Annotated in this window: 31 protein-coding genes; 15 read left to right on the top strand and 16 right to left on the bottom strand. The window is 63.1% G+C overall.

Features of this window, described 5'->3' with window-relative positions; all coding sequences use genetic code 11:
* Positions 1–24: 24 nt before the first annotated feature.
* Positions 25–462, bottom strand: coding sequence for a hypothetical protein (locus ACN0TP_RS07245; protein ID WP_417218134.1), 438 nt, complete (start codon positions 460–462; stop codon positions 25–27).
* Between the two features lie 246 nt (positions 463–708).
* Between ACN0TP_RS07245 and ACN0TP_RS07250 the strand changes: the two genes are divergently transcribed.
* Together ACN0TP_RS07250 and ACN0TP_RS07255 are read left to right on the top strand one after the other, a co-directional pair.
* A protein-coding gene (locus ACN0TP_RS07250) for an IS3 family transposase (RefSeq protein ID WP_417218136.1) occupies positions 709–2,093 on the top strand; the annotation gives its coding sequence in 2 pieces (ribosomal slippage) (positions 709–1,027 and positions 1,027–2,093; 1,386 coding nt in all).
* Between the two features lie 169 nt (positions 2,094–2,262).
* Positions 2,263–3,294: an IS30 family transposase gene (locus ACN0TP_RS07255; RefSeq protein WP_417218225.1), complete on the top strand. Its 1,032-nt coding sequence runs from the start codon at positions 2,263–2,265 to the stop codon at positions 3,292–3,294.
* Here the strand turns inward: ACN0TP_RS07255 and ACN0TP_RS07260 are convergent.
* From ACN0TP_RS07260 to ACN0TP_RS07270, 3 genes are all read right to left on the bottom strand, one after another.
* Entirely contained in the window at positions 3,291–3,653 is a 363-nt protein-coding gene (locus ACN0TP_RS07260; protein WP_417218138.1) for a hypothetical protein, read from the bottom strand. The genes ACN0TP_RS07255 and ACN0TP_RS07260 overlap by 4 nt on opposite strands.
* Before the next feature lie 258 nt (positions 3,654–3,911).
* A complete protein-coding gene (locus ACN0TP_RS07265; RefSeq protein WP_417218140.1) occupies positions 3,912–4,751 on the bottom strand; it encodes a GIY-YIG nuclease family protein in 840 nt (279 codons plus the stop codon).
* Positions 4,752–4,928: 177 nt separating this feature from the next.
* The gene (locus ACN0TP_RS07270; RefSeq protein ID WP_417218142.1) at positions 4,929–5,246 is read right to left on the bottom strand and encodes a calcineurin-like phosphoesterase C-terminal domain-containing protein; all 318 of its coding nucleotides are present in this window, start codon (positions 5,244–5,246) and stop codon (positions 4,929–4,931) included.
* A gap of 142 nt (positions 5,247–5,388) precedes the next feature.
* Between ACN0TP_RS07270 and ACN0TP_RS07275 the strand changes: the two genes are divergently transcribed.
* The 9 genes from ACN0TP_RS07275 to ACN0TP_RS07315 all read left to right on the top strand — a co-directional run bounded on the left by ACN0TP_RS07275 (position 5,389) and on the right by ACN0TP_RS07315 (position 14,619).
* Positions 5,389–6,549: a hypothetical protein gene (locus tag ACN0TP_RS07275; RefSeq protein WP_417218144.1), complete on the top strand. Its 1,161-nt coding sequence runs from the start codon at positions 5,389–5,391 to the stop codon at positions 6,547–6,549.
* Positions 6,546–7,013, top strand: coding sequence for a hypothetical protein (locus tag ACN0TP_RS07280; RefSeq protein ID WP_417218146.1), 468 nt, complete (start codon positions 6,546–6,548; stop codon positions 7,011–7,013). The genes ACN0TP_RS07275 and ACN0TP_RS07280 overlap by 4 nt, the downstream gene beginning before the upstream one ends.
* Positions 7,014–7,395: 382 nt before the next feature.
* Positions 7,396–7,839: a hypothetical protein gene (locus ACN0TP_RS07285; protein WP_417218148.1), complete on the top strand. Its 444-nt coding sequence runs from the start codon at positions 7,396–7,398 to the stop codon at positions 7,837–7,839.
* On the top strand, positions 7,755–8,897 hold the full coding sequence (locus tag ACN0TP_RS07290) for a M20/M25/M40 family metallo-hydrolase (protein WP_417218149.1): 1,143 nt from the start codon (positions 7,755–7,757) through the stop codon (positions 8,895–8,897). The genes ACN0TP_RS07285 and ACN0TP_RS07290 overlap by 85 nt, the downstream gene beginning before the upstream one ends.
* 345 nt (positions 8,898–9,242) lie before the next feature.
* Entirely contained in the window at positions 9,243–10,304 is a 1,062-nt protein-coding gene (locus ACN0TP_RS07295) for a LacI family DNA-binding transcriptional regulator (protein ID WP_417218151.1), read from the top strand.
* 304 nt (positions 10,305–10,608) lie between these two features.
* Entirely contained in the window at positions 10,609–12,057 is a 1,449-nt protein-coding gene (gene argH, locus ACN0TP_RS07300) for an argininosuccinate lyase (protein WP_417218153.1), read from the top strand.
* 10 nt (positions 12,058–12,067) lie between these two features.
* Positions 12,068–12,967 carry an amino acid ABC transporter permease gene (locus tag ACN0TP_RS07305; RefSeq protein WP_417218155.1) on the top strand — a complete coding sequence of 300 codons (900 nt, stop codon included), beginning with the start codon at positions 12,068–12,070 and terminating at the stop codon, positions 12,965–12,967.
* Positions 12,967–13,731, top strand: coding sequence for an amino acid ABC transporter ATP-binding protein (locus ACN0TP_RS07310; RefSeq protein ID WP_417218156.1), 765 nt, complete (start codon positions 12,967–12,969; stop codon positions 13,729–13,731). Before ACN0TP_RS07305 ends, ACN0TP_RS07310 begins: the two co-directional genes overlap by 1 nt.
* A gap of 27 nt (positions 13,732–13,758) precedes the next feature.
* Entirely contained in the window at positions 13,759–14,619 is an 861-nt protein-coding gene (locus ACN0TP_RS07315; protein ID WP_417218158.1) for an ABC transporter substrate-binding protein, read from the top strand.
* Between the two features lie 164 nt (positions 14,620–14,783).
* Here the strand turns inward: ACN0TP_RS07315 and ACN0TP_RS07320 are convergent, their stop codons facing one another.
* The 4 genes from ACN0TP_RS07320 to ACN0TP_RS07335 form a co-directional block, all read right to left on the bottom strand.
* Entirely contained in the window at positions 14,784–15,062 is a 279-nt protein-coding gene (locus tag ACN0TP_RS07320) for a hypothetical protein (protein WP_417218160.1), read from the bottom strand.
* A gap of 290 nt (positions 15,063–15,352) precedes the next feature.
* Positions 15,353–16,480: a Fic family protein gene (locus ACN0TP_RS07325; protein WP_417218162.1), complete on the bottom strand. Its 1,128-nt coding sequence runs from the start codon at positions 16,478–16,480 to the stop codon at positions 15,353–15,355.
* A gap of 363 nt (positions 16,481–16,843) precedes the next feature.
* The gene (locus ACN0TP_RS07330; protein WP_417218163.1) at positions 16,844–17,164 is read right to left on the bottom strand and encodes a DMT family transporter; all 321 of its coding nucleotides are present in this window, start codon (positions 17,162–17,164) and stop codon (positions 16,844–16,846) included.
* Positions 17,164–17,508, bottom strand: coding sequence for a DMT family transporter (locus tag ACN0TP_RS07335; protein WP_417218165.1), 345 nt, complete (start codon positions 17,506–17,508; stop codon positions 17,164–17,166). The genes ACN0TP_RS07330 and ACN0TP_RS07335 overlap by 1 nt, the downstream gene beginning before the upstream one ends.
* Before the next feature lie 78 nt (positions 17,509–17,586).
* Here ACN0TP_RS07335 and ACN0TP_RS07340 point away from each other — a divergent pair, with 78 nt between their 5' ends.
* Positions 17,587–18,150 carry a dihydrofolate reductase family protein gene (locus ACN0TP_RS07340; protein ID WP_417218167.1) on the top strand — a complete coding sequence of 188 codons (564 nt, stop codon included), beginning with the start codon at positions 17,587–17,589 and terminating at the stop codon, positions 18,148–18,150.
* Between the two features lie 11 nt (positions 18,151–18,161).
* A complete protein-coding gene (arr, locus tag ACN0TP_RS07345) occupies positions 18,162–18,575 on the top strand; it encodes an NAD(+)--rifampin ADP-ribosyltransferase (RefSeq protein WP_417218169.1) in 414 nt (137 codons plus the stop codon).
* 96 nt (positions 18,576–18,671) lie between these two features.
* Here arr and ACN0TP_RS07350 read toward each other — a convergent pair whose 3' ends face one another.
* Together ACN0TP_RS07350 and ACN0TP_RS07355 are read right to left on the bottom strand one after the other, a co-directional pair.
* Positions 18,672–19,136, bottom strand: a complete 465-nt coding sequence (locus ACN0TP_RS07350) for an SRPBCC family protein (RefSeq protein ID WP_417218171.1) — start codon at positions 19,134–19,136, stop codon at positions 18,672–18,674.
* Between the two features lie 150 nt (positions 19,137–19,286).
* A complete protein-coding gene (locus ACN0TP_RS07355; RefSeq protein WP_417218173.1) occupies positions 19,287–20,537 on the bottom strand; it encodes a phospholipase D-like domain-containing protein in 1,251 nt (416 codons plus the stop codon).
* Between the two features lie 73 nt (positions 20,538–20,610).
* Here ACN0TP_RS07355 and ACN0TP_RS07360 point away from each other — a divergent pair, with 73 nt between their 5' ends.
* On the top strand, positions 20,611–21,111 hold the full coding sequence (locus ACN0TP_RS07360) for a GNAT family N-acetyltransferase (RefSeq protein WP_417218175.1): 501 nt from the start codon (positions 20,611–20,613) through the stop codon (positions 21,109–21,111).
* Here ACN0TP_RS07360 and ACN0TP_RS07365 read toward each other — a convergent pair.
* The 3 genes from ACN0TP_RS07365 to argE all read right to left on the bottom strand — a co-directional run bounded on the left by ACN0TP_RS07365 (position 21,108) and on the right by argE (position 24,391).
* On the bottom strand, positions 21,108–21,680 hold the full coding sequence (locus ACN0TP_RS07365; protein ID WP_417218177.1) for an NADPH-dependent F420 reductase: 573 nt from the start codon (positions 21,678–21,680) through the stop codon (positions 21,108–21,110). The two genes, ACN0TP_RS07360 and ACN0TP_RS07365, sit on opposite strands and share 4 nt — an antisense overlap.
* Before the next feature lie 213 nt (positions 21,681–21,893).
* Positions 21,894–23,216, bottom strand: coding sequence for an MFS transporter (locus tag ACN0TP_RS07370; RefSeq protein WP_417218179.1), 1,323 nt, complete (start codon positions 23,214–23,216; stop codon positions 21,894–21,896).
* Complete coding sequence (gene argE / locus ACN0TP_RS07375; protein ID WP_417218180.1) at positions 23,213–24,391, bottom strand: acetylornithine deacetylase; 1,179 nt, start codon at positions 24,389–24,391, stop codon at positions 23,213–23,215. The genes ACN0TP_RS07370 and argE overlap by 4 nt, the downstream gene beginning before the upstream one ends.
* Before the next feature lie 147 nt (positions 24,392–24,538).
* Here argE and ACN0TP_RS07380 point away from each other — a divergent pair, with 147 nt between their 5' ends.
* Entirely contained in the window at positions 24,539–24,985 is a 447-nt protein-coding gene (locus ACN0TP_RS07380; protein ID WP_417218182.1) for a YdeI/OmpD-associated family protein, read from the top strand.
* A gap of 49 nt (positions 24,986–25,034) precedes the next feature.
* Here ACN0TP_RS07380 and ACN0TP_RS07385 read toward each other — a convergent pair whose 3' ends face one another.
* The 3 genes from ACN0TP_RS07385 to ACN0TP_RS07395 all read right to left on the bottom strand — a co-directional run bounded on the left by ACN0TP_RS07385 (position 25,035) and on the right by ACN0TP_RS07395 (position 26,433).
* On the bottom strand, positions 25,035–25,502 hold the full coding sequence (locus tag ACN0TP_RS07385) for a GNAT family N-acetyltransferase (protein WP_417218184.1): 468 nt from the start codon (positions 25,500–25,502) through the stop codon (positions 25,035–25,037).
* A gap of 40 nt (positions 25,503–25,542) precedes the next feature.
* Positions 25,543–26,109, bottom strand: coding sequence for a hypothetical protein (locus tag ACN0TP_RS07390; RefSeq protein WP_417218186.1), 567 nt, complete (start codon positions 26,107–26,109; stop codon positions 25,543–25,545).
* Positions 26,110–26,238: 129 nt separating this feature from the next.
* Entirely contained in the window at positions 26,239–26,433 is a 195-nt protein-coding gene (locus tag ACN0TP_RS07395; RefSeq protein WP_417218187.1) for a hypothetical protein, read from the bottom strand.
* Between the last annotated feature and the right edge of the window lie 223 nt (positions 26,434–26,656).

The raw sequence follows: 26,656 nt of genomic DNA on the forward strand, positions 1-26,656 counted from the left end.
TCGACAGTGGTATTTCGACCGATTCTACTGGCGCGCGGGAGGCTCTGAGACATTCCGTCTCAGGGGACTGACGTTTAGTATCGGGTCCTCGCCTCGCGGAATCTGGTTCTCGACATGGAGTTCCCCGATTGTGGTTGCCGCGGCCGTCAACTGGACCTCAAGGTCGCGGATATTCCGCCGCAGGTTCTTGATGGTGGCTCGGAGTTCAGCGTCGGTTGCCTGTAGCTGTTCGATTGTCCGGTCTCGGGGTTGTGGACCACCGGATTTGTCCTCCCACTCAGCCAGAATGGCGGCGGCGCGATTCATGGTTGCCCGGCTGACGCCGGCCTCCTTGTATAGGTTCTCCTTGATGAGGCGTCCGTCAGTCCACTGCGGCTTGGTCGAGAGCAGCCGGCCCATGGCCGCACGGAGCTTGGACTCAGTCGCCGGCGACAAGGTAGGTTCATTCATCTTCGCGGCCATGTGTGACCTCTCCTGTGACATGTTGGACCGTTGCGAGTTCAGACTCCAGCTGCTGACGATGGTGGGCGGCCATTTTTCCGTCCATCAGCTTAGCCATCAGGTCCTTTTCTTCCGCGATCCCCTACGTGTCAGGGTTGAGCGGTACCACGGTGACATAGCAAGTCAGCTTGATCGCGTGGGGCGAGAACCAGGAAACCAGCCAGTATGTCGAATCTAGTTTTGGCCGATGTGGGCCAAGATGGACCCATGAGTAGTTCCGGACCGCGTGCCGGTGGACCGACCCCTAGAAGGTCGTTCACCCCCGCGCAGAAGCTCGAGTTCCTGGCCCAGTACGAGGACGCCTGCACCCGCCGGGAAGGCGGCGCGTTCCTGCGCGGGCAGGGACTGTATTCCTCGCAGATTACCGAGTGGCGCAAGCTGCGTGATGCCGGCTTCCTTCAGGGCAAGAAGGCCGGGGAATCCATCGGCAAGCTCTCCCGGGAGCAGGCCGAGATCGCGCGTTTGCGTCGCCAGCTGGGGGTGAGCGAGAGCCGGTTGCAGCAGACCGGGGCAGCCTTGGACGTGATGGGAAAACTCTCGGCGTTCTTCGAGAACGCCATCGCCGAATCACAGGACGAGCCGAAGTCCAGGAAGAAATGAGCCGCGCCTACCGCCAATTCGTGGAGGCATCCGTCCCGACGCGGAAGGCTGCGACTCTGACCGGGCTCTCCCGCACCACGATCTACCGCAAGCCCGCCGTCCCGGTGGACCACGATCCGGTGGCGCCGCCGAACAAGCTCACCGAAGCGGAGCGGGCCGAGATCCTCGCGGCGTTGAACTGCCCGGAGTTCGTGGACCTGGCGCCCCTGCAGGTCTACGCGAAGTTGCTCGATGAAGGCATCTACCTCGGCTCGGTCTCCACGTTTTTCCGGGTGTTGCAGGAGAACGCGCAGAGCGTCGAACGCCGACGGCTGGCCAGGCATCCCGCCCGGGCCGTCCCGGAACTGGTCGCCACCGCACCTGGTCAGGTGCTCAGCTGGGATATAACAAAATTGGCCGGGCCGGTGAAGGGCAAGTACTTCGATTGCTACCTGATGGTGGACATCCATTCGAGGTTCATCGTCGGCGCCCATGTGCACGCCAGCGAATCCGGGGCCCTGGCGGTGGAAATGATGAAGGAGATCTTCGGCATCCACGGGATCCCGCAGGTCGTGCACGCCGACCGCGGCACCTCGATGACGTCCAAGACCGTCGCCGCGCTGCTCTCGGACCTGGAGGTCACCCGGTCCCATTCCAGGCCCCGGGTGAGCAATGACAACCCCTACAGCGAAAGCCTGTTCAAAACGATGAAATACGGGCCCACGTTCCCCGAGCGCTTCGCTTCCCTGGGCGATGCGCGGGTGTTCATCAGCGATTTCGTGGATTGGTACAACCATGGCCACCAGCACTCCGGGATCGGGTTCCACACCCCGGCGAACGTGCACTACGGCCTCGCCGAGTCGGTCGCGATGAAGCGTTCGCAGACCCTGGCAGCGGCACGGGCCAAGCACCCCCACCGCTTCAGCCACACCGCCGATCCCAAGATCCTGGCCCTGCCCGGACCGGCATGGATCAACCAACCAAAGGAGAGCCCCGAAACATCGGCGGCCTAACCGCCGCCTAACTCACCTTGGTACCGCTTGACTTGAAAAATTCCGATCCCGCGTTCTAAACGGAAGTGCAACACCTTCTAGGGTGTGGGTGTTCAGATCACATCGTTGAAGGGGTTGCGCTTCCGTGGGCACACAATACCGGCATTTGAGCCTTGATGACTGAATCCAGATCGAAAAGCTCCATGACCAGGGCGCCAGCCAAGCCTCCATCGGCCGGACCCTCGGCGTGCACCGGGCCACCATCTCCCGCGAGCTGCGCCGGGGCAGATGGCGCACCTCGAACACTTCAGCCGCCTATACCCCCTACCGGCCTGCGGCGCTGCGCACCGGGCCCGCAACCCGGACCCAGTACCGGGCTGCCCACGCCGAACGTCGTCCGGGCAAGCGGGCGGCGGCCTCGCACCAGCCCTACCGGATGCTCAACGACCGGCTGGTCAACTGGGTCATCGACCATCTACAACGCGCGTGGACACCCGAGGAGATCTGCGGCCGCCTGCCTCTGGACTTTCCCGAGGATCCGGCCATGCGCGCGTGCCCGGAGACCCTCTATGCGTGGATCTATTCCAAGGACCAGCGTGAGCGCGAACTCTGGCAATACCTCTGCCGCGGCCGCAAGCGCCGCCGACGACGGGGAGGCCGACGCACGCATTCGGAACGGTTCAAGTGGCGGACCTCCATCCACGATCGCCCAGCCGTCGTGGAGGACAGGTTGGAGTTCGGGCACTGGGAATCGGACAGCGTGCTGGGTGCCCCGGGCACCGGTGCCCTGCACACCAGCGTCGAACGTACCTCGCGCTACCTGCAGGCGGTGCGGATCCCCGACACCACCGCGAAGCAGACCCTGAAGGCCCAACTGCAGATCTACCAGTCGATGCCCGCCCACGCCGTCCGTTCGGTAACGGCCGACAATGGCAGCGAGTTCGCCTGGCACTACAAGCTGGCAGACGCCCTGGCCGTGCCGACGTACTTCGCCGATCCCTACTCGGCCTGGCAGCGCGGGACGAACGAGCACTTCAACGGACGCATCCGCAAATACCTGCCCAAACGCACCAGCTTCGCCGACCTGAGCCAGGACGAGCTCGATGAGTTCATCGCCGAGATCAACAACCGCCCCCGCAAGTGCCTCGGATGGCTCACTCCGGCCGAGGTCTTCCAGGAATTATGCTGGGACCAGGCCATGCCCTGTTGCACTTCGGCTTAGAACACGGGGTCGACCCACTCATTGTCGCCGGGGGTGTAGACGAGCGGGGCCTTCAGGCGGTCAAACTGTTCCTTGACGAAGCCGATTCGTTCGTCGCTGCACCGCTCCGAGCCGGACTTCACGTCTCCCACATGTGCAATGAACTTCAGGTCCTTGTGGCCGTTGAGCTGGTCGATGACGCCCGGGAAGGCAGCGACCTGTTCGGCGCCGTAGGGGGTGTCGCCGATGACGCCGAAGGTGAAGGCGGCGTCCTGGTGCCCGTGGCCTGCCGGGGCTGCGGCGGCCGGGATGGCTGGGGCCATGACGGCGGGAAGAACAAGGGCAACGGCCGCCAGGCCGGTCGCTGTACGGTGACGCATGGGGGTCTCCTCGTGTTCGATTCGGGCCGGGAAGCGGCCGTGGCCACAGTAGGGGGCCGGCCTGAACGACGGGGGAGACGTGGGTGGCCTGGGGGCAAATGATCGCAAAAGATCAAAGCCCGCTTGGGCGGCATCGGGCTCTACAACCAGTGGGCATCGGGCAGGGCACGGATGCGGCCTCACTTCCGCCTACATAGTGAACCAGCCGTTGTCTTGAACAGAAAATTCACATCGTCGGCGTGAGCCCAGCGGGACCTCCTAATTTCGGTTCAGGCCGAAGTCGCGTGTGAGCAGAACCTTCTTGAAGTGTGACTCGGCGGCGTCGACCTTTGCCATGGGCGCAGTGGGGTCAAATACTTGCAGAATGCTGAACTGGAAATGCTCGCGGTGGGAAATATCGACGTCTGCCAGCTCCCGTAACGCGACGTTTCCGCCATGTCCGGTCTTTGCGTAGGTCGACCAACGCCCAAGAAATCGTTCTGCACCGTCAGCCTTACCAACGTAAAGGTGTCCGGTTTTGCGGTCCGCGATGAGGTAGATCCCTTGCACGGCAGCGAGCGCGGTGCGCCACTGGGCATATCGGTCGTCATGCAGGATGCGCTGCAACTGGTTGAAGTCCACCAGCAGGGAGTCGAAGCCGGGAAACGGCTCGATGTGGGGATCCGCGATTTCGACGACCGGCATGGTGAGTGTTCTGGCTCCCGCTTTTGCCCAGTTCACCGTGTCAGGCGTCCACTCGATGACGAGGCGATTCGCTAGAGCCGAGAACACGGCGGATTCCCGGAGATCGAAATACCGATGTGTAGCGGTGCGGTCTTCCAGCAACTCGCCATGGTTTTCATAGGCGGTGAGGAAACGAGCGCGACGTCCGCTTGTCGCCAGGAAGTTCAACCAGAGTCGAGGCGGTTGCGCGCTGACTTTGTTCCGCAGGCTCTGTTCACGCGTGTACTGCATGAGACGGGTGCCCTTGGCGTCGCTTTCATCAGTCAGGTCGTTTGGTGTCAGTGTGTGTCGGATGACCATCACGTCGTCAGGCTCGACACCGGCAGTTTGATAGAGGTGGCCGAGAGTGAGTTCACCTGTGGGATTCGGGTACACGGTCTGCGGCCTTTCGTGGTTGGCGGAGTTCCAGTAGCTGGATATTCATAGTCTCTACTCGGAAGCCGATGATTGGGAACTTCGCGGGCCCGTGGAGATCGCGACCAAAGGCGGAGCACGACCGCGAGGTGAGATCCCGCCGTCGTACTCCGCCCTGGTGGTGCCGGGTGTTCTTCCCTACTCGGTGACCTCGAACGGCAGGGACTCGGTGAACTTGCGGCCGTGGACGTCGGTGGCGGTGACCTTCGCGGTGTGCTTGCCGGCGGCGAGGTCCTGTGGCAGGTCCAGGCGCCAGAGGTGCATGGTGCGGTCGGCCAGTCCGCCGCCGCCGGTGAACTGCTCCTGGATGGCCGCGGGGTCGGAGTACTCGACGCCGGTCTTGACGTCCTCGCCCTGCAGCTGTTGGGTGCGCGTGGAGCGGGTGGGGCGGGCTCCGTCGATGGAGTCGGGGGCTGCGCCGCGTGGTTTGGTCCCGTCGGCCCGTACCGGTCGCATTAGGCGGTGGAGTGGCGGCCCAGTTCCATAGAGTTTCCCCTGGTTCAAAGCCTGATCCGAACCCAATTACCTTGCCGGGCGCATCAACAAGTTCGATGATGCAAGGATAAGAAGGTCAGAATTTGCCGTTAGGATGGCGACCATGGGAGAAGACCGGAAGCCTGACGTAAAGCGTGTTAGGCTCACCGGCGCCCGTTTTGATGGCGGGCGGCTCCCTATCGATTCCCTAGCTGAGCTACAGAAATATCAGGAAGTTGTTCGCATCGCTGCAGAGGCGGAGTGGCGTCAAGCGCACCCGCAGGAGGATCTGCCGGGCGGTTTCCATGATTCGGTGCGTCTGACAATCGAGCGTATCGATGAGGGGAGCGCAGATGTTTTCCTTGCTTTCGAACAGCAGCAGACATATGTCCAATACCAGACCGAGGCCCAAGAGGCTGCTGATGCGTACATAATCGCGGCTTACTCTGACGCGCCCCTTCCAGACCTGCCGTCGCTCACGGCGGACGAGAACCATAGGTTTCGAGAAGCCGTCGCCCACATCGGCACGACTCTTGAACCAGAACAGAGCATCGAGTTTTATCCCGGTGGGCCCAATTCCAGCCCTATTTCGATAACTGTTGAGACGAGAGCCAATGCTGCCGACCGCCTTTTCCCAATAGAGGATTTTCTTCTTTCGCCTGATCCGGAACCGAATATCCGGGGACTTCAGTCTTCTTCGGAGAGCCTCACGGGCCGGGTAACAGTGCTCGATGCGGACAACAAGAAATTTACGCTTGTGCTCGCGGACGGCGCCGAGGTCCATGGTTGGTATCGCCAACGCCCAGAACTACTCGAAGATTTTCGCTCGGTCGTCAACTCCACCGTCGAAGGACCGTTGACGCGCATTACGGGCGATCTGCAAACAAGAGACAAGAAACCGTTCCGCTTCTGGGAAGTCGCATCGATCGAACGGATCGAGTTCGATGACACACACTGGGGAGACAGGCTCAGGGATTTTGCGGCGTTGCCTTCCAGATGGGACGGCGACGAGGCCGTGCAGATTTCATCAACTGCACTAGACGCCGCACAAAAACTCTTGCAGAGCGTGAATCGCGAAAATGCGAATGTTCCCGGAGTTTTTCCGACGGAGGACGGTGGGGTTCTCATTGAATGGGCCAATGCCGCTGGAGTGCGCAGCGTTGAAATCCTTTCCGACGGCAGTTTTGAGATGTTCGCACTTCGGCTGGACCAGCGCGAGGGCCAGCATATCGAGGCGATTGACCTGACAGCTGCGATTGCCTTCGTTGAGGGTGAGGAGGCATGAGGGCAGCGGATGTGGAGCTTCAAGCCGGCGAACAATTAATGGTTAAGGGGGGCGAGCTCATATACAGACAGATTGCGCCTCACATGCTCATCGATGATGGCAAAGTTGCAACGACAGCGTTTGGCCCGAATAGCTCAGATAACTACATGCCGTCGTATTCCCGGTCAACTGCCGTAACGGCGCAGGAGTCACGTGACTGGCATACGAGGAACGCGCTGCACCCATCTTTGGGGGTATGGGGCATTGCTGTGCAAGAGGTGATCGCCTCAGAGAGCTACGCCGTTGATGATTCAGCGTGTCCGCTCGGTGAGGGCCAGAAGCGCGCACCTGGACATTGTTTTGTTGACTTCCGCCGGTTGTCAAAGCCTCAGCGCAAGGAGCTCCGAGCCCGTCTGTATATGCATGCAATGAAGCGCGGTGAAATTCCGACTAACGAGACGGTCGCCGAAGGTCAACTGTTCTGACATGCGCAGTGGCAGGCTAATAAGGCCGTCCAATTTCAAGCAAGTTCTCGTGAATTTTCGCTAATTCCATATTCGCCACAGAGGCGAAAAGCCCAAGGTCTACTCGTCCGGCTGGGGTCCTAGGGCCTTCTTCCCACACCGTCGCAATGGGGTCATCTATTCGTTTGCGCGGGCTCAGTCCCCTCGAGTAATCATTGGCCGCTTCCTGCCGGGCCGCGACGAGCCCATGACGACTTGCCCATCGTTTGGGAGCCCGCTCACCGCGTCCGCCACACCGCTTGTCGATCTGGATGTCCCTCACCTGTTGATTGATGGGAAGTTCGGGAGAAGGGTGAAACTATTCGTGAAGTGATTGACAAGAATCGAAACAAAGAGTCTTCCGATGTCCGATCAGCGCATCCTGTCCCACGTGACCACCAGTCCCGTCCGCCGTCGTGCCTTCCTGGGAGGTGCAGCCGCATTGGGTGTCGCGGGACTCGGGGGAGCGGGCCTCCTTGCCGGAACCGGCCGAGCGCGCCCCGCCGCAGCGGCCGTCGCCATTCCCGAGGCCGACCAGGACGCTTTGGACCTGTTGCAGCGGATGCTGCGCTTCGACACCCAGAATCACGGTCAGGGCGCCAAGACCCGCGAGCACGCCGAGATGCTCCAGGCCGTCTGGGAGCGGGCCGGTGTGCCGGTGGAGATCATCGATAGGCCGCAACCGGACAACGTGCACCTCATCGCCCGCATCCCGTGGTGCCGGTGGAGCGGGAGAACTGGGACGTCGACCCGTTCGCCGCCGAGGTGCGCGACGGAGAGATCTACGGTCGCGGGGCGCTGGACATGAAGGGCGCCAATTCCGCGACCATCAGCGCGCTGCTGCGCCACCTGGCCGAGGGTGCCACGTTCTACCGCGACATCATCGTGCTCACCGACTGCGACGAGGAGGCCGGATCCTTCGGCTCCTCCTGGCTGGCGAAGAACCACTGGGACAAACTCGACGCCGGTGCCGTGCTGACCGAGGGCGGCTGGTTCCTGGCCCAGGACGACAAGACCACCCCGATGCTCATCACCGCGACCCGGCAGGACAAGGTCTACTTCAACCTGGACCTCACCGCCGACGGGACCGCAACCCACTCCTCGAAGCCCATGCCCGACTCGGCAGTCGTCGCGCTCTCGCGTGGCGTCGCGGAACTGGGGGCGTGGCAGGCGCCCGTGCACCTGACGAAGGTGACCCGCGAGTACTTCTCGGCACTCGCCGATGCGTCAGGCGACCGCCGGTTCAAGCAGGCGATCCGGCTCATGCTGAAGCCGCACAGCCAGAACGCCCTGGAGCGGGCCACGGTGGTCATGGTCAAGCGATCCAGCTACCCCAATCTGCATAGTGCGCTACTGCGGACCACCCACGCCTTCGTCATCGAGGACGCCGGCTACAAGGAAAACGTCATTCCGTCCTCCGCCCATGTGCGGGTGAATTGCCGGGCGATTCCCGGCGGGCAGAAGCCACGGGACTTCCTGGCCCAGGTGCGCCAGATGATGAAGAAGCGCGGAATCACGGTTGAACTGGCAGTCTCCGAGGAGATGAACGAGGCGGAAACGCTTGACCAGCTGGACAAGACCAGGGCGACCCCCGCGGCCGACGTGGACACCGACCTGTTCGAGGCCCTCTCCGCCTCGGCCTCGACGACCTACCCGGACGCGGCGTTCGCACCGGCGCTGTTCGAAGCAGGAACCAGCCTGGCCCCGTGGCGGGAAAAGGGCATTCCCGGCTACGGCGTCTACCCGTACGTGATCGACAACGAGCAGCTGGTCGCCCTGCATGGGAACAACGAGAGGATCTACGTCGAGGCGCTGCAGCAGGGAAGCGAGTACATGTACGGCGTGTTCAAGCAGTTCCTTACGTGAGTCGTTTCGGTTCGGCTGGCGCGTCGGGCCCGGGCTGACCGACCGGTGCCCTCCTCGCCAGGTGTCGTCTTTTGCCGGTGTTAGCGAGTGATTGGAAGTCTGAGGTCGGGATAGTGGCGCTGAAGAGGGGAATTCGATTCGTCCGTGTGGCCATTCGGGGTTGACTGTTTGTGGTGGGACGCCGAACAGGGGCGGCATGGAATTCGCGTGGAACCTATCGAGCCGCCTGTGCAGCAACCCGCGGGCGTGACGTTCGGCGACCTCTTGAGGCGACACCGGCGATGTGTCTCGACGTGTGGCGGATAGGCTACGGTGAGACACCCGTCTCTGCGGCCAGGAAGAAACATGAATTCAGGACATCTCGGCAAGGCCACGTTGTTGGATGTTGCGAGGGCTGCAGGCGTTTCACGGTCCACCGCGGCCAGGGCATTAGGTGGATACGGTTCGGTCAATCCCGAGTTGCAGGCGTCTGTGCTACGTGCCGCCGCGTCGCTCGGATATCGGACCAACACCTTGGCGCGAAGCGTCAGCCTGGGGAAGTCCAACACCATCGGGGTGGTTGTCAGTGATATCGAAAATCCATATTTTGCCCGCGCGGTCCAAGGTGTAGCGCTGAAGGCGAAGGAACTTGGCTACGACGTCATTTTGGCTAGCTCCGGGGAGCGTGTCCAAGACGAAAGAGACGCCATTGAGGTCTTTCTCAACAAGCGTGTGGATGGGCTCATTATTGCTGCATCGTCGCGTCCACATACGAGCCATCTCCTGGACGTCGTGCGGATGGGACGCCCTCTCGTCCTGTTGGATCGCCGTCCGGACGACGTGCCTGCCGATTGGGTGGGGACGGACAACTATGCCGATGCGTGCACCATGACCCAATACTTGATCGATCGTGGTCACCGGCGGATTGCCTTCTTGGCTGGCACATCCAAGACCCCCGAGGAATTGGAAGCTGGAACTCCGCTGCCGATCTCCACCATCGCGGAGAAGGTCCGCGGAATTCGGGAGACGGCCCGCGGTGCAGGAATCGACTACGAATTTCTTCCGGGGGCCATGACTCCCGATGAGGTCAGGTCTGTGGTTACCGCTATGTTGAGAAGGCCCGCAAGGAATCGCCCCACTGCCTTGATTGCCTCCTATAATCGCGTCGCGCTTCCGGCCTTCCTGGCGATCAGGGCGGCTGGTGTTCGGATGCCTCAGGACCTTTCTTTGGTCAGCCTTGACGACGCCGAATGGATGCAGGTCAGCGATCCGCCGGTCACTGCCGTTGCGCTGCCGGCAGTCGACTTGGGCGCCAAGGCCGCAGAGGTGCTGATTCAACGAGCTCAGGGCGGCTCGGGAACGAACGGCGATTTCCAACTCGACTCAACTTTTGTGCCGCGCGGATCGGTCGCACCGCCGGCACAGTAAGCCCCCTACCGTTGGATCTCGCATCTCCATGGGCAGTATCATCCGAATTTTGGGCCTTCAATGGTGCTATTCGGATCAAACCATTGACATGAGACACCGGTCTCCGGCACTCTTGTGTGATGTGAGACACCGGTCTCTGAGTTCTCGTCAACACCCCCGACGCTAGCCAGAGGATTTTGATTCAGCCCCGTGCCGCACTCCCCAACCTGAATGCCTGGAGTCATTTCTCGCTCGCTGGATGGTTTACCACCAAGTAACACCCGTTTACTAAGACGCGGGTGCAACTCTTGAAGATGAGGTCCGAATGCCCACTCTTGCCAGTACCAACAACTTGTGGGGCGGCCGTTTTGACGGCGCACCCAGCCCCGAATTGACACGCTTCTCCCGGTCGGACCCCCGCTACTTTGCCATGGCCCCCTACGACTTGCGAGGATCGAGGGCCCACGTGCGGGAACTGCATCGGAGTGGCCTCTTGGATTCTGCCGAGCTCGAACGCTTCCTGGCTGCTCTCGATGCCGTGGAATCCGACGTGGCCACTGGTACTGCGGTGCCTGTCGCGGGCGACGAAGACGTCCACACTTTTCTGGAACGTCTATTGATCGAGCGGATGGGAGCCGAAGGCGGCAAAATCAGGGCGGGCCGATCTCGCAATGACCAAGCCGCTAATGATCTTCGACTGTACATGCGGGAGAAAGCCCGAGGAGTGGCTGCCCAGCTGGTTACTGTCATCGAGGCCCTTGCCAGTCAAGCTGACAGCCACTTGGAAACACCCGTACCCGGGTTCACCCATTTGCAGTCTGCCCAGCCGGTCGTGTTCGCACACCAACTACTGGCTCATGCGCAACCGCTCATGCGGGATCTGCACCGTTTTCAGGATTGGGACTACCGCGCCGCCGTGTCACCTCTGGGTGCTGCGGCACTCGCTGGATCCACTTTTGCGATCCACCCGGAGGAATCCGCCCGGGAGATGGGCTATCGGCAGAGTGCCGAGAATTCCATAGATGCCGTGGGCAGCCGTGACGCCGCCATTGAGTTTCTCTTTGTCTGTTCCTTGACGCTGGTCGACCTCTCCCGACTATGCGAGGAAATCATCAGCTGGGCTTCACAACAGTTCGGCTGGATTCGTATGCATGACTCCTATTGCACCGGCAGTTCGATCATGCCGCAAAAGAAGAACCCCGATATCGCCGAACTTGCCCGGGGGAAGTCGGGTCGGGTTCTGGGAGACCTGATGGGGCTGATGGCTACCGTGAAGTCCCTGCCGCTTGCGTACAACAGGGACCTGGCTGAAGACAAAAACGCAGTGTTCGATGCAGTGGACACGTTGGAGGTCACCTTGCCGGCCCTCGCAGGTCTGGTCGGCACATTCACGGTGAATAAGGACAAGATGGAACGCCAGGCGGAAGCGGGGTTCACGCTGGCGACCGAGGTGGCCGATTGGTTGGCCTCGCGGGGGACACCCTTCAGCGAGGCGCACGAGGTATCCGGTGCACTGGTGCGGTTCTGTGAAACGGAGGGCATCGGCTTCGCCGATCTCGACGATGACCAGCTCGCTGCTGTGGATGCTCGACTGACTCCGGCGGTCCGTGAAGTCCTCACACTCAAGGCCGCTTTGTCCGCGCGCTCGGGGTTCGGAGGAACTGCGCCGGCCCGAGTTGCAGAACAGTTGGTCCGCCTGCGGGAGAGGCTTGAGCCATTCCGCGAGTGGGCCGGCGACGTCAACGCGCTGAAAGGAACCCCCTTCGATGCCTAGTACAACGACAATGGAGACCAAGGACGGAGTTGCGGCGAACGAATTGCGCATAGTCCCGCGACGGCATCCGGGGCGTTGGATCGGCGCCGCCTGCGTCGTCGTCTTCCTCCTGTGGCTCGCCATCTCCTTCGCACAAGCCCAGATCAATTGGCCCACTGTACGGGAGCACCTGACGGCTGCGGCCATCATGAAAGGCATCGTCGTAGCCCTTATCCTCACCGTCGTGGCCATGGCCATTGGTCTGGTCCTGGGTGTACTGACGGCAGTAATGCGGCTTTCGACGAACCCTGTGGTGCATGGCGTTGCATGGCTGTATGTCTGGGTGTTCCGCGGGACCCCTGTTTATCTCCAATTGCTGATGTGGTTCAACCTGGCCCTCATCTTTCCTGTCATCGGCATCCCCGGCATCTATCAGGGACGGATGATCGATGTCTTGACCCCGTTTGTCGCCGCCTCCATCGGTCTGGGGCTGAACCAGGGTGCTTACACCTCGGAAGTCGTACGCAGTGGCATCCTTTCCGTGGATGAGGGACAAACCGAGGCCGCTCAAGCAGTTGGCATGACCCGACTCCAGAACATGCGACGCATCGTGCTTCCCCAGGCCATGCGCGTCATCATCCCGCCGGTCGGCAATGAAGTCATCGGCATGCTCAAGACGACGTCCCTGGCTTCGGCCATCGGAGTCAACGAGGTTCTACTCGCGGCCCAACACGTCTACTTCGTGAACAACCGCATCATGGAGCTGCTCATCGTCTCCGCCGTCTGGTACCTCGGTGCCGTCTCCGTGTTGAACATCGGTCAGTACTACCTGGAACGGCACTTTGCCAAGGGCTCGAGCAGCAAGGAGCTTCCGCCCACTCCACTCCAGTCCCTGGGGGCATTCTTCGGAACCAAAAGGAAGGTCATCTGATGGCTGAGACGCTTGTCAGGGCAGAACAAGTCCACAAGAGCTTCGGGGCACTCGATGTGCTGAAGGGCATCGATCTCGAGGTCGCGCAGGGGGAAGTCGTCTGCCTCCTTGGGGCTTCGGGGTCCGGGAAAAGCACTTTCCTGCGTTGCATCAATCATCTGGAGACCGTCTCCCAAGGACGAATCTGGTTCGGGGACGAAGTTGTCGGGTACCGCCAGGTGCAGGACCGGCTCTATGAGCTGAACGACAAGGCGGCAGCTCGCCAACGAAGCCGCATCGGCATGGTCTTCCAGCGATTCAACCTATTCCCCCACAAAACCGTTCTGGAGAACATCATCGAGGGGCCCGTTTTGGTGAAGCGGGAAAAGCCGGCAGCTGCCCGGCGGTACGCGACTGAACTACTGGAGCGAGTGGGTTTGGCGGGACGCGAAAACTCCTACCCCAAGCAACTCTCCGGCGGGCAGCAGCAGCGCGTGGCCATTGCTCGAGCCCTGGCGATGCGTCCGGAACTGATGCTTTTCGACGAGCCCACGTCGGCTCTCGATCCCGAGCTGGTTGGCGAGGTTCTCGATGTCATGAAGGACCTGGCCAGCTCCGGTTTGACCATGGTGATCGTGACCCACGAGATCGGCTTTGCCCGTGAAGTCGCTGACCGTGTGGCCTTCGTGCACGATGGCCGAATTGTCGAGATTGGTTCTCCCGGGCAGGTGCTCGACAACCCCCAAAACGATCGAACCCGCTCATTCCTGTCCCGAGTCCTCTAAGTGCAGCCCAACCCCAAGGAGAAAAACATGCGTCAACGAACCCTCATCGCCCTGCCGCTCGCCCTCGCGGCCTCCATTGCCTTGTCCGCGTGTGTCGGTGGAACCACCTCCGCCAGCGAGAGCAGTGAAGGTCTTCCGGCCGACATCGCTGCCTCGGGAAAGCTCAAAGTCGGTTTGTCCGCGAATTTGCCCCCCATGGAGTTCAAGGATGAATCCGGAAAGTACGTCGGTGCCGACGTGGACCTTCAGCAGGAGCTCGGAAAAGCCCTGGGAGTCGACATCGAGATCGTGGAGTCTCCCTTCGACCAGTTGATCAACTCCGCGCAGACCGGCAGGGTGGATCTCGTCATGTCCGGTATGTCAGATACAGCGGAACGGCAGAAGACGGCCGATTTCGTCGACTACTTCAAGTCCGAAGGACGGCTCTTTACCACCGGGAAACGCGCAAAGGACTTCACGGCAGCCGATGACATCTGCGGCAAGAAGATAGCGGTCAGCGGAAAGACGGACTACTACGCACAAGTTGAAGCACTCGGAAAGACCGAATGCACCGACAAGGGAAAGCCGGCCATTGAACTGCTGTCGACGGACTCAGGAACCGCTGCTCGGCTGCAGATAGACCAGGGGCGCGCCGATCTGGCCGCGCAGAGCGCCGAGAACCTGGCCTATTTTGAACAGACGGATCCCGGAAAATACAAGAACGTCCTCGATCCGCTCCCCAGCAAGCCACTGGGCATCTTGGTCAAGAAGGGCAACGACCAGCTCTCCAATGCTGTGCTGAAGGCCTTGCAGATAATGCACGAAGACGGCACCTACGACGATGTGCTCAAGAAGTGGGACATCGACTACGGAGCCATGGAACCGACGATCAACGGAGCAACCTCGTAGACGAAGGGCAATGACAGGGGAGCTCGACGGTCCGGCCCACATGCCGGCGTCGCGCTCCCCTTGACGGGGTTGGGCGGTCGCTGAAACTACAACCTGACCGGCCTCGACGACCAAGAAGTTGCCCACGACGAAAGCGACCCGCGGGATCTGAGGAGGTCCCGCCGTCAGGCCCGCGGGTGCCCTGGCTGCTCGGTGCGGTCCCCGGCTCCGGATTGGTTGGCCGGGAAGTCGATGGACGCGATGACCCTGTAGGTTGCCACGATCAGGACGACGGCACCGACCAGGATCAGCGTGAGGCCGATGAGAACCGCCGTGACGCTGCTGCCCTCGCCGCCATCGCTCGAGGGGATGAGCGGCCCGACCCAGCGGATCGCCAGCCCGGCCAGCAGCGTCAGCGCTCCGGTCAGGAAGGGGTTGGCTGCTGGTGGTCGGCGTGCATCCATGGTGTTCCCCCGGTCGAGTCGTTGGTTTGAGCATCCGGGCGGCTGCGCGGACTGGGATGGCAGCAGATTGTCAGGTGTCAGGGTGTCCGTCCGGTGCGTTCCTTGGCCTCCGAACTATTAACCAGATCGGCGATGGATCTGATGAGACGATACGCCGCCACGATCAAGACCACGCCTCTGTTCGGGACCACCGCTACGCCGATGAGAGGGGCCTTGGAGCCAGCGGCCTGCAGTTAGCGCCGTGGTTCTTTGCTGCTGCATCGGTTGTCGGGCTGTGCAGCTAGTCGTGGCTAAAGCCAGAAGGGACGCTGGTCTGATTCGTCGCCCACCTCAGGTTCGTCTCGAACGAGCAGGTCCATGAATCGCCAGTTGATGAATAGCAGTTCCCTGCCCATCGTTACCTCATGGAGTACCCCGCCTTGGGCCAACGCTTTGAGCCACTTGGTGGCCGTTGGACGTGATACATGACAGTCGGTCATCACATTCGAGATTCTGCAATACGGCTGCTCGAACAGCACGTCCAAGAGTGAGATGTTCGCCCCAGAGATTGTGGCTCCAATTTGTTCCTTCATGGCGGACTGGAGTTGATGGACCCGGCCGATTTTCTGGAGCGTCGAGTTGGACGTCTGTCGAACCCCCTCAAGCATGTATTCAATCCAGTCTGTCCAGGCGTCTTCGGCCGTAACCGCAAGAAGCGCACTGTAGTAATCGTTCTTGTGCCCGATGATGTATTTTGACAAGTACAGCACTGGCTGGCTTAGGAGGCCGGCTGCGACGAGCATCAGAACATTGAGCACTCTTCCAGTGCGGCCGTTGCCATCGTCGAAGGGGTGGATCGCCTCGAATTGGTAATGCGCCAACGCCATTTTCACCAATGGATCGAGACCCTCCGACCCGTTGACGAACAGCTCCCAGTCGGTGAGCTTTTGGTCGATGACTGCCCTACCCTCTGGCGGTGTGTATACAGCGACTTTCGTGGCGGGATTGCCGATGTAGGTCCCGGTGCCAGTTCGGAGATCCAAGCGATGCGTCTTGATGATTGAACAAACTTCGCGTGCAGTATTTGAAGTAACGACCCCCCTTTGCGAAACCGACCGGAATCCCTCAAATAGTGCAGTACGATAACGCAGTGCTTCTCTCGTTGCTGGATCGGCGGATGCTTCATCGTGGGCATGTCGAAACAGCTCGTCAGCGGTCGTCACAATATTTTCGACTTCCGAACTGGCCTGTGCTTCCAGCAGCGGTATCGCGTTGATCAGAACGGCTGGATTAGTCATGGTCGTTGCGGCCTGGTTCAGCGCGGCAAGGGAAGACCGCGCCTCTATTGTCAGTTTGAGAACTCTAGTGGTCTCGACTTCCTGTTTCGGCGGCAGTGGCGGAAGGGCGTTATAGGGGCTATGGGGCTGCCAGGTGGTCATGTGTGAAACTTAGCAACCCAAAGTCTCTCGTGTAAAGAAAACGGCATATTCTTTAAACGAATTGTCCACATGCAAATTCTTGTGCATGGATTATCCACAGGCTCCGTCGTGGTGTGAGAAGCTGCACAGGGCGGCACACGCAATAAGTGCGCCATGATTTTTCAACGTCCCGTCCACATGCGAAAACTCATTGCGTGGGAGTCCAACGCGTGAATCACACAGGTAGGGACAGTTCGTACACGAATGTGCACAAATCGCTGAATGCGGGCCTGGCGAAGTGGCCGGGGAGAACCCAAAACCCCCGGGTCCGGACTGTCAAGGCGGAAGCCGAGCGCCGCCGTCGTACTCCGTGGCCGCTTGCAGTCAGTGGGCCGAGCCGGTTTCCACGAGCAGGACCCCTCCCATGATGAGGACGATGCCGGTGGCCATGATCCAGTTCAGTGGCTCGTCGAACAGCGCGCGGCTGGCGATGGCGGTCAGCGCGACGCCGAGCGCCGCCCAGATCCCGTAGGCGACACCCAGGGGCATGCCGGCCTGCAGTGTCAGGGCCAGGCAGGTGAAGGCGAGCAGGTAGCCGGCCGTGACGGGGACGTACCAGCGCTTGCTGCCGTGGGTGGCCATGCGCAGCGAGAGCGTGGCGCCGACTTCGCTGACGATGGCTGCCAGGAGCAGGATCCAGGCCATCAGGTGGCCGCCCGGATCCGGGCCGCGTGCTGGGAGCCGAGCTCCACCGTGAGGACGCCGGCGATGATCAGCACGATGCCGGCGAGCATCGTGCCGGTGATCGGTTCGGCGAAGACGACGGCTGAGGCCGCCGCGGTGAGTGCGACACCGGTCGCGCCCCAGATCCCGTAGGCGACACCCAACGGCATGCCCCGGCGCAGGACCTGCGAGAGGCAGGCGAACGCGACCACGAAGCCGACGGCGGTGACCGCGTACCAGCCGGGATGGCCGAGTGCCGCCTTGAGGGACATGGAGCCGGTCACCTCGCTGAGGATGGCGCAGGCCAACAGGATCCACTGGGTCATGCGTTGATTGTCCCAGTTGCCGTGTCTTTCCGTGGCGGAGCGCCGTAGGATCGACCCCAGCAACCAGAAGGGGCTCCCATGCGCAGCGTGACCTATTCGATGAGCGTTTCCCTGGACGGCTACATCGTCGGGCCCGACGGGACGTTCGACTGGTCTGAACCGGACGAACAGGTCTTCCAGTTCTACCTCGACGAGCTCAAGGCGGTCGGCACCCATCTGTTGGGTCGGCGCCTCTACGAGACGATGCTCTACTGGGAAACCGCCGATGAGGATCCCGTCCTGAATGCGGCGGAGCGCGAGTGGACCGGACTCTGGAAGGCGCTGCCGAAGGTGGTGTTCTCCCGGACGCTGGCCGAGGTCCAGGGCAATGCGCGCCTGGCCACCGGGAACCTGGCCGAGGAGATCGCCGCGCTGCGCGACGGACCGGGAGCGGGCGACATCGCGATCGGCGGGGCGGCGTTGGCCGCCGATGCCGCCGCCGAGGGACTGGTCGACGAATACCAGGTGATGGTGTGCCCAGTGCTGGTCGGTGGGGGGACTCCCTACTTCGGCCACGACGGGCAGCGGGTGGACCTGGAACTCGTCGAGACGCGCCCCTTTGGCTCCGGAGCAGTGTTCCTGCGCTACCGGGTCCGCCGGTAATCCGGGTGGGCATGGAGGAGGAGGGGCCGTTCTACCACGGCACCCGGGCCGACCTGCAGGTGGGTGACCTGCTCGCGGCGGGCTACAGGTCCAACTACCGTCCGGAGGTCGTGATGAACCACGTCTACTTCACCGCGCTGCCGGACGGGGCGGGGCTCGCCGCGGAAATCGCCGCCGACCTGGCCGGGGATGGAGCCATCCCGCGGGTGTACGTGGTGGAGCCGACGGGTGGTTTCGAGGATGATCCGAACGTGACGGACAAGAAGTTTCCCGGCAATCCCACGCGCTCCTATCGCACCAGCGCTCCGCTGAGAATCGTCGGCGAGGTCACTGGCTGGACGCGGCTGACGCCCGACGCGCTCCAGATGTGGCGGGAGCGCCTGGCCGCGTTGCGGGAGGACGAGCGGGGCGAGATCATCAACTGACGGAGGCGGCGCACCTGCGATCGGTCTTGCGGTAAAGGAGGGGAAGCCGGTGGGGCGAGGTCCCCGGCGGCGGCGAGGCCGCCGGGGCGTCCCGCTTTAGGCCTGTGAAACGGCGGCGGCGAGATTGCCCAGTGACGATTCGAGGGCTTCCTGGCCGACCACGGGGAAGCTGGTCTTCTTCAGGGTCTCCTTGTCGGTGACGCCGCTCCAGTCGTAGGTGACCGAGACCGACGTGGCATCCGGTCCCTGGGGCTCGAGTTCCCAGACCCATTCCCACCCAGCAGGCTGTTCCCCCTGGGGAGCTGTCTTCCAGGCCAGCAGCTTGTTTTCCTCGAAACCGACCACATGGTTGTCGGTCTTGTAGTCGCCGCCCATCTTGTCCCAGGTCATGTTCATCGTGAAGACCTGGCCCGTGGCTGTGATGCGGTCCGTCTTGTCATCGGATTGCACCATGCCGGAGCCGTCGAGCTGTGCGTGGTGTTCCGGGTTGGAGAGCACCCGGAAGATAGTGTCAGCCGGAGCATCGATGTTCCTTGAAGCGGTGATTTTCGTTTCGGTCATGGCCTGCACCTTTCGTTGGACGATGTTGCGGTCCGTGCCGGAACCCCAGGGTTCCGGCCCGAACGCCCCACGATAGGCGTTTTGGCAGATGACGTCCACGACACGTGTCAAGGGCCGGCCGTGAGTGGGTGGCTGTCTGCCCGCGCCTTGTTACATGAAGGGGCGCAGGGGGACCAGGACCCATTCGCTGAACTTGGCGGCTGGGTTCTGCTTGCTCCACTCGGCGAGCGTCAGCTGGCTGCAGTTCCCGCTGTCGACCTCGAAGATCTGCTCCATTTTGGTTGCGATGTCCGGATCGTGGATCTCGAGGTTGGTCTCGTAGTTCCCCGTCAGGCTCAGCCGGTCGATGTTGGCGGTGCCGATCGTGGACCATTGGCCGTCAATGGTGGCTGTCTTGGCGTGGATCATGGCGTTGCGGTAGCGCAGGATGCTGATCCCCTCCTTGAGCATCCTGGTGAAGAAGCCGCGGGCGAGCCAGTCGGCCAGCACGTGGTTTGAATCCTCCGGGACGATCAGCCGGACATCGACGCCACGCCGGCTGGCGGCGCACAGGGCATCGAGGATCTGCTGGTCCGGGATGAAGTACGCGGTGGTGATGTAGATGTGGTCGCTGGCCCGGTTGATGGCGTCGAGGTAGAGACCACGGATCGGATACACCAGGTGGGAGGGCATGTTGTTGGCCGCCAGCAGGTGCGGATCCCAGGTGCGGGGCGGCTCGTGTCCGATTTCCGGGCGGCCGTAGGCGGTGTTCCAGACGTCCAGGAAGGCCTGGCGCAATTCCCAGGTCGCGGGTCCCTGGATGCGCAGGTGGGTATCGCGCCATTCGGTCGCGTAGAGCTGCCCGATGTTGTAGCCCCCGGCGAACCCGGTGTGGCCGTCGACGACCAGGATCTTGCGGTGGTCCAGACCGGTGCTGCGCAGCGGGGTGAACAACCGCGACGGGCGCACGACCGGGAACCGGTAGACGTGAACTTTCGGGTCGAAATCGTAGAAGGAGGCGGGGACGACGAGGTTGGCGAAGCCGTCGTAGATGACGAAGACGTCGACGCCGCGTCGGGCTGCGGCGTTCACGGCCTCCTTGAAGCGGCGTCCCGTCGCGTCGCCCTTCCAGATGTACGTCTCCAGCAGGACCTGTTCCCGGGCGCCGTCGATGGCGGCGATCATGTCCTCGTAGAGGTCCTCGCCGTAGGTGTAGATCTTCGTGTCCGAGTCCGCGACCCGGGCATCGAAGGAGCCCGGCCGGGGGAACCCCGTGCGCTGGGTCCGTTGACGGCGCTTGATGGCATCGAAGATCACTAGCCCAGCGATGACGGAGGCCTGGAGGGCGGCGAACGCCAGGGCCAGCCGGGCGGTGGTCTTTTGCAGTACTTCGGCAACGGGCTTCGGGATCGGTGAAGGCATATGCAGACACTAGCTGCCGAGACCATGCCGGCGCACGCTTCCGCTGCAGTGGTCCGGCGGTAGCGTGGGCTGCATGCCACCGGGTGAGACGTCCAGAGTGAGGTTCCGCGAGATGACACTGGCCGACGTGGATTTGATGACCCGGTTGCTCGGCGACCCCACGGTGATGAGGTTCTATCCCGCGCCGAAGACGCGGGAAGAAACGGCGGCGTGGATCGCCTGGAACCAGGCCAACTACGCCGAGCATGGATATGGGCTCTGGATCATCGAATCACGTGAGGGCGAGTTCATCGGCGACTGCGGCCTCACGTGGCAAGACGTCAACGGTGTGGCGAAGCTCGAGGTCGGGTACCACGTCGCCACGGCCTGGCAGGGCCGCGGGATCGCCACCGAGGCCGCTGGAGCGTGTCGCGACTACGCGCGCGACCAGGTCGATACCAGCGAACTCGTGGCGATCATCCACCCGGGCAATCGAGCGTCCGGACGTGTGGCAGAGAAGATCGGGATGCGCCGCGTGGCTGACAGGCGCGGCGGGCGGTCTCCCGCCCACCGCGTCTTCGCCATGGAGCTTTAGGCGACTGCGAAACCGCCGGTCCACTGGATCTTCTCGCTTGCGGCGAGGGTCAGCTGCAGGAAGCCGACTGCCTCGAGTTCGCGGGCGCGGGAGAGTGCTCCGGCGTCAATCGCCTTCACGCCGCCGGCGCTGACAATCCCGGCCAGCTCGGCCTTGGCGGCAGCATCGTCGCCGGCGATGAGAACAGCTGTGGCGTTCGGCCCCACCGAACGGGAGGACAGGGTGGCGGCGAAGTTGGTGTTGAAGGCCTTCAGGACCCTGGACTGGGGGAGGGCCGCGGCGAGCTCGGCCGCTGCTGACGAATCCGCGGGGACGACGAGCGAGTCGAAGGTCTCGAAGTTCAGCGGGTTGGTGATGTCGACGACGATTTTGCCGGCCAGCTGGTCACCGCGCTTCTCGACGATGGACTGCAGCGCCGGATAGGGCACGGCCAGGATGACGATGTCGCCGGTGACCGCCTGGTCGGCGTCTTGGCTGTTCAGGAGCTCGACGTTGTTTCCGCCGGCGCTGATGATGGACGAGATGGCCTGGCCCATGTTGCCCGACCCGAGGATGCTGACGTTCGCCATGATGTACTCCTTCATAAAGTTTACTTGATCTTTCAAGTAATACTGTACTCCTCACTGCTTGAAGCGTCAAGAGTCTTGGTATCGTTTTGGCGATGATCGCCGGCCGGTGTGCCCGGGGCGTTCCGGTCGATCACCCGACCTAGGGGCACGCAAAAGAAGTTCGACGGCGGAACGCTGGGGTCCGCCGTCGAACTGCCCTATTGTTGCGCCGGTTCAGCGCTTCCCGAAGCTCCGGCGGGCCACCAGCAGCCCCACCAGTGAGATCAGCCCGATGATGATGTAGTAGTAACTCGGTGCCAGCAGCGAGCCGGTGGTGCTGACCAGCCAGGCCAGGATCAGCGGGGCGAAACCGCCGAACAGGGTGACGCCGACGTTGTAGGCGATGGACATGCCGGTGGTCCTGATGTTCGTGGGGAACATGTCGGCCAGCAGGGCCGGCAACGGGCCGAAGTAGGTGGCCATCAGGATGCCCAGGACCACCTGGACAATGGTCAGCACGGCGACGCTGGGGGAGGCGACCAGGATCAGGAAGAGCGGGAACGCGACGATGACCGCGACGATCGCCGCGCCCAGCATGACCTTCACGCAGCCGATCCGGTCGGCCAGCTTCCCGGCGAACGGGGCGCCGATGAGCGTGACGATCCCGGAGATGATGCCGCCCAGGTAGCCCGCATAGGAGGGCAGCTCCAGGTTGCGGACGGCGTAGGTGGGCATGAAGAGGATCAGGTAGACCGAGACGCTGGCCAGCCCGACGATCGCCGCCGAGGTCAGCCAGCGCGGTGCCGCCTTCACCAGGGTCTGGGCCAGCGGTGACTTGGCCAGGTTCCCTCGCTCCTGGGTGAACTCGGGGGTCTCCTCCATCCGCAGCCGGATGTACAGGCCGACAGGGCCAATGAGCAGGCCGAAGAAGAACGGGATCCGCCAGCCCCAGCTGTACAGGGCGTCGTGGTCCAGGAACGTGAACAGGGTGAAGCCGAAGGCCGAGGCCAGGAACATCGAGACGCCCTGGGTGGCCACCTGCCAGCTGCCGTAGAACGCCTTCTTGTCCGGGGCGTTCTCGATGAGGAAGGCCGTGGCGGTACCAAATTCACCGCCGGCGGAGAAACCCTGCAGGAGCCGGGACAGCAGGATCACCAATGCCGCCCCGGGCCCCATCACGGCGGCGGTCGGCGCGCAGGCCATGATCAGGGTGCCGAGCATCATCAACAGGATGGTCAGCGTGAGGGCGCCCTTGCGTCCGTGCCGGTCGGCGAAGGAACCCAGCACCATGGCGCCGATCGGGCGGATCAGGTAGGAGACCGCGAAGGTGCCGAACGTCAGCAGGATCCCGGTGGTCTGGCCCCCCGTCTGGCCCGCGGGCTCGAAGAACAGCGCTGAGATGACGACGGCGAACGAGGAGTAGACGATGATGTCGAACCACTCGAGCGCGTTACCGATGGACGAGGCGACGACTGCCCGGCGGGCGCGGGAGCGGTCCTCGGCGGTAATGGTGTTTGGTGCGGCCGATGCCCCGGGGTTGGCGGTGGGCCCTCTCATGCGCGCTCCTGTCCGAGCCGGTCGATGAGGGTGTCGAGGAATGCCTCGCAGGCCTCGAGCTGTTCGATCTCGACGTATTCGTTGGCGGCGTGCGCGACGCCGATCTCCCCGGGGCCGCAGACCACCGAGTCGATACCGGCGTTGTGGAACTGGCCGGCTTCAGTCCCGTAGGTGACCTTTTCGTCGGTGCGGTGTCCGCCGCATTCGTGGGCGAGCGCGACGACGGATGCCTCGGCGTCGGTCTCCAAACCCGGTCCCTGGGCCTTGACGGTCAGTTCGATGCCCGCGCCCGGCTGTTCGGCCTGCATGTCGGGCTCCAGCACCTCGAAGAGGTGGGCGCGAATCTGTTCGACGATCGGGGTCGTGTCCACCGTTCCCAGGGCACGGAACTCGAATTCGATCTCGCAGGCGTCCGGGACGGTGTTCCCGGCGATGCCACCGGAGATCAGGTTGACCCCGCCGGTGGTGAAGGCCACCGGGTAGGCCTCGTCGAACGGGCCGTCCTGGCGCCACTGCCCGGTCAGCTTCCGGTAGAACTCGATGAAGCGGCCGGCATAGTGGATCGCGTTCACGCCCTGCGGGGTCAGCGAGGAGTGGGCGGCCACTCCGCGGAAGCGCACGGTGAACAGGTTGATCGACTTGTGCCCGAGTACCACCCGCATGCCCGACGGTTCCCCGACGATGCACGAGGCCGGTGTGATCCCGTGGTCGGGGAACTGGCTGATCATCCGGCCGGCCCCCAACAGGCCGACTTCCTCATCGTAGGAGAACGCCAGATGCAGCGGCTCGGTCAGCCGGACGGCGGCGATCGCGTCCAACCGGGACATGATGACCGCGAGGAACCCCTTCATGTCGGCGGTGCCGCGTCCGTACAGGCGGCCATCGCGTTCCTGGACGGTGAACGGATCGCTGTCCCAGTCCTGCCCGTCCACGGGGACCACATCGGTATGTCCGGAGAGGACAACGCCTCCGTCGGTCCGGCCGTCGTGCGTGGGGAAGGTGGCGAACAGGCTGGCCTTTCGGGTGCCATCGTCTTCCTCATGGTCGAACAGCACCGGTTCGATGGCGAGTCGGCGTAGTTCACCGGCCACGCAGTCGATCAACTCCAGGTTGGAGTGGCGCGAGGTGGTGTCGAAGGCAACGAGGCGTGTGAGCCAGTCAACAGTTGAAGTCATGCCCTGCACTCTACGCCCGGACCCTCTGATGCCAGTACGACGTATGTTGGTGCGGGGTATTCCCCGGGCCGATGGTCCACTCTGGTGTGGATCGCAGCCTCCCGCTAGCGTGGGACGTGAATTGTCCGATCACCCGAGGAGCACGTCATGCCGACCTTCACCACGATCCTCGAACCCGGAGGCGGAAACAATGTCGGCATCGTCGTCCCCGAGGACATCGTTGCCTCATTCGGGCGTGGCAAACGCGTGCCCGTTCTCGTGACGATCGACGGCGGGTACAGCTACCGCAACACCATCTCCTCGATGGGTGGGAAGTACATGATCTCCTTCAACGCCGAGACCCGGAAGGCGACCGGACGCGGGGCCGGCGACGAGGTCACGGTCAAGCTGGACCTCGACGACGCGCCGCGGACCGTCGAGGTCCCCGAGGAGCTGGCCCGGGAGCTCACCGCGGACCCGGCGGCCCGGGAGGCCTGGGACGCCCTGTCCTACAGCAAGCAGCGCGCCCACGCCGAGCCCATCGCCGCGGCCAAGGCGGCTGACACCCGGGCGCGCCGCGTCGAGAAGACGATGGCCGCGCTGCGCGGTGAGTGAACGCGCGTCCGGCCCTGGAGGGGTTGGGCATCGTGCAGCATGCCGCAGGCTAGAGCTCTTTGCGCATCTTCACGCTGGTGGTTTCATACCCCACCGACTCGTACAGGCTCCTGGCCACGTCGTTGAAGCCGAAGACGTTGAGTCCCAGCGTGGAGGCGCCGTTGGCCCGAGCGTGGTCCTCGGCAAGCTTCATCGCCGCCCGTCCGTGGCCCCGGCCGCGGTGCTGCGGATCCACCATGATGTCCCAGACCCACCACGATGAGCTGTTGGCCGAGCTGTCGGGACCGACCCATAGGTATCCGACGGTTGTGTCGCCGTCGATGACCAGGTCGAAGACGTCGTTGCCCTCGGTGGGTCCGCCCGTGGGGAAGGCGTGTCCCAAGACGGTGGAAGCCTGTTGCCGCGCCGCTTCCCGGTCTCCGCCGGCCCGGAGGAGATCGGCCTCGTACCCTGCCCGGGATCGCTCCAGCCAGCCGGGGAATCGTTCTGCGGAGAGGGGGACGAGTGCAAGCGGCATGCGCCCAGTCTGGCAGATGGCGGCCGGACTCCCACGGCGGCTACGGGCAGGCGGCGCCGACGGGGACCTCCACGGTGGTGGTCCGCCCGTCAGAGGTCACCTCCAGCGGGACGCAGGCCGGCTGCCGGAGCCAGAATCCACCCGGGTAGAGAACCCAGTCATCGGACGGGTCATCGCCTGGGCAGGGGCCGATCCGTACGGCGTCCGCCTTCACCTCGTCGGTGTTGGACCACCCGATCTGGACCTGTCCCCTCAGCGAATCCGGCACCGCGACCTCTACCTGGGTTCCGGTCCGCACGGCCAAGCCGGCCTTTTGGAAGTAGAGGCCGTCCGGATCGGGGGAGCCGCCCTGCCAGTGCATCGTGTCCTCCTGGTACGTGATGGATATCACGTCCGCCACGCCGCTGCCACGGGTGTTCACCGTGTCGCCGCGGCCCGACCAGATGGGGTCCGTGCAAGCGATGGCCTGCACGGCGGGTCCGGACGTCCGGGTGGGGGAGGGGGTCGGCGGTTGGCCCGGTGTCGGGCTGTCGCAGCCCACCATCAAAAGTGCCGCGGCCAGGCCGGCCGCGATGCGGGCCGCCCGGGTGTCCCTGGCAATCCCCATGCCCGCAGCCTACGCCGGGGCGCCGCACGCGTCGAGGAGGAGTGGGTGGCAACGGATGCGTGGTCCGCGGTGTCCTAGAGTAAACGGCATGCCCACGCCGAGCCGATTTCGACAGCTACGGCGTGGGCGTTAGTGCAGCGGCGATTCGGCGACGGTCACTGACCAATTCTGGCCTGTCATGCCCTCGATTGTGACATCGATGCTGCCCTTGGCGTGGCGAACATCGAACTCATTGCGGATGCTGGATGCGTCGGTCTCGCTGCAGTCGTTGGGGAACGAGCCGACGTCTCTGATCTTGATGTTGATGATCCCACGCCCACACACGAGACGTAGACGGCCAAGCCATCGGACTGTGGTCTCAATCCGGCGAATTCACCGAGCCCCTCGCGGTCTTCCGCCGTCCCGAGTATCTTCTCGTCGGTGGGTTTGAACGCCGTGCTGTGCACAAGCCGACGGCTCGGCGTCGACGAGGCGGAAGGAGCGGTGGACTGGGACGAGGCGCCCGTGCTGGACTCTGGCGACGGCGCCGAATCGTTCGCCGAGCATC

The sequence above is a fragment of the Arthrobacter sp. genome, from assembly GCF_048266065.1.
In the GTDB taxonomy this organism is placed as follows: Bacteria; Actinomycetota; Actinomycetes; order Actinomycetales; family Micrococcaceae; genus Arthrobacter_H.

Excerpts from the sequence above, each read along its gene's own strand:
- ACN0TP_RS07245 (WP_417218134.1), bottom strand. The coding sequence starts at position 462 with ATGGCCGCGAAGATGAATGAACCTACCTTGTCGCCGGCGACTGAGTCC.
- ACN0TP_RS07260 (WP_417218138.1), bottom strand. The coding sequence starts at position 3,653 with ATGCGTCACCGTACAGCGACCGGCCTGGCGGCCGTTGCCCTTGTTCTT.
- ACN0TP_RS07270 (WP_417218142.1), bottom strand. The coding sequence starts at position 5,246 with ATGCGACCGGTACGGGCCGACGGGACCAAACCACGCGGCGCAGCCCCC.
- ACN0TP_RS07275 (WP_417218144.1), top strand. The coding sequence starts at position 5,389 with ATGGGAGAAGACCGGAAGCCTGACGTAAAGCGTGTTAGGCTCACCGGC.
- ACN0TP_RS07280 (WP_417218146.1), top strand. The coding sequence starts at position 6,546 with ATGAGGGCAGCGGATGTGGAGCTTCAAGCCGGCGAACAATTAATGGTT.
- ACN0TP_RS07285 (WP_417218148.1), top strand. The coding sequence starts at position 7,396 with ATGTCCGATCAGCGCATCCTGTCCCACGTGACCACCAGTCCCGTCCGC.
- ACN0TP_RS07295 (WP_417218151.1), top strand. The coding sequence starts at position 9,243 with ATGAATTCAGGACATCTCGGCAAGGCCACGTTGTTGGATGTTGCGAGG.
- argH (WP_417218153.1), top strand. The coding sequence starts at position 10,609 with ATGCCCACTCTTGCCAGTACCAACAACTTGTGGGGCGGCCGTTTTGAC.
- ACN0TP_RS07305 (WP_417218155.1), top strand. The coding sequence starts at position 12,068 with ATGGAGACCAAGGACGGAGTTGCGGCGAACGAATTGCGCATAGTCCCG.
- ACN0TP_RS07310 (WP_417218156.1), top strand. The coding sequence starts at position 12,967 with ATGGCTGAGACGCTTGTCAGGGCAGAACAAGTCCACAAGAGCTTCGGG.
- ACN0TP_RS07315 (WP_417218158.1), top strand. The coding sequence starts at position 13,759 with ATGCGTCAACGAACCCTCATCGCCCTGCCGCTCGCCCTCGCGGCCTCC.
- ACN0TP_RS07320 (WP_417218160.1), bottom strand. The coding sequence starts at position 15,062 with ATGGATGCACGCCGACCACCAGCAGCCAACCCCTTCCTGACCGGAGCG.
- ACN0TP_RS07325 (WP_417218162.1), bottom strand. The coding sequence starts at position 16,480 with ATGACCACCTGGCAGCCCCATAGCCCCTATAACGCCCTTCCGCCACTG.
- ACN0TP_RS07330 (WP_417218163.1), bottom strand. The coding sequence starts at position 17,164 with ATGGCCTGGATCCTGCTCCTGGCAGCCATCGTCAGCGAAGTCGGCGCC.
- ACN0TP_RS07335 (WP_417218165.1), bottom strand. The coding sequence starts at position 17,508 with ATGACCCAGTGGATCCTGTTGGCCTGCGCCATCCTCAGCGAGGTGACC.
- ACN0TP_RS07340 (WP_417218167.1), top strand. The coding sequence starts at position 17,587 with ATGCGCAGCGTGACCTATTCGATGAGCGTTTCCCTGGACGGCTACATC.
- arr (WP_417218169.1), top strand. The coding sequence starts at position 18,162 with ATGGAGGAGGAGGGGCCGTTCTACCACGGCACCCGGGCCGACCTGCAG.
- ACN0TP_RS07350 (WP_417218171.1), bottom strand. The coding sequence starts at position 19,136 with ATGACCGAAACGAAAATCACCGCTTCAAGGAACATCGATGCTCCGGCT.
- ACN0TP_RS07355 (WP_417218173.1), bottom strand. The coding sequence starts at position 20,537 with ATGCCTTCACCGATCCCGAAGCCCGTTGCCGAAGTACTGCAAAAGACC.
- ACN0TP_RS07360 (WP_417218175.1), top strand. The coding sequence starts at position 20,611 with ATGCCACCGGGTGAGACGTCCAGAGTGAGGTTCCGCGAGATGACACTG.
- ACN0TP_RS07365 (WP_417218177.1), bottom strand. The coding sequence starts at position 21,680 with ATGGCGAACGTCAGCATCCTCGGGTCGGGCAACATGGGCCAGGCCATC.
- ACN0TP_RS07370 (WP_417218179.1), bottom strand. The coding sequence starts at position 23,216 with ATGAGAGGGCCCACCGCCAACCCCGGGGCATCGGCCGCACCAAACACC.
- argE (WP_417218180.1), bottom strand. The coding sequence starts at position 24,391 with ATGACTTCAACTGTTGACTGGCTCACACGCCTCGTTGCCTTCGACACC.
- ACN0TP_RS07380 (WP_417218182.1), top strand. The coding sequence starts at position 24,539 with ATGCCGACCTTCACCACGATCCTCGAACCCGGAGGCGGAAACAATGTC.
- ACN0TP_RS07385 (WP_417218184.1), bottom strand. The coding sequence starts at position 25,502 with ATGCCGCTTGCACTCGTCCCCCTCTCCGCAGAACGATTCCCCGGCTGG.
- ACN0TP_RS07390 (WP_417218186.1), bottom strand. The coding sequence starts at position 26,109 with ATGGGGATTGCCAGGGACACCCGGGCGGCCCGCATCGCGGCCGGCCTG.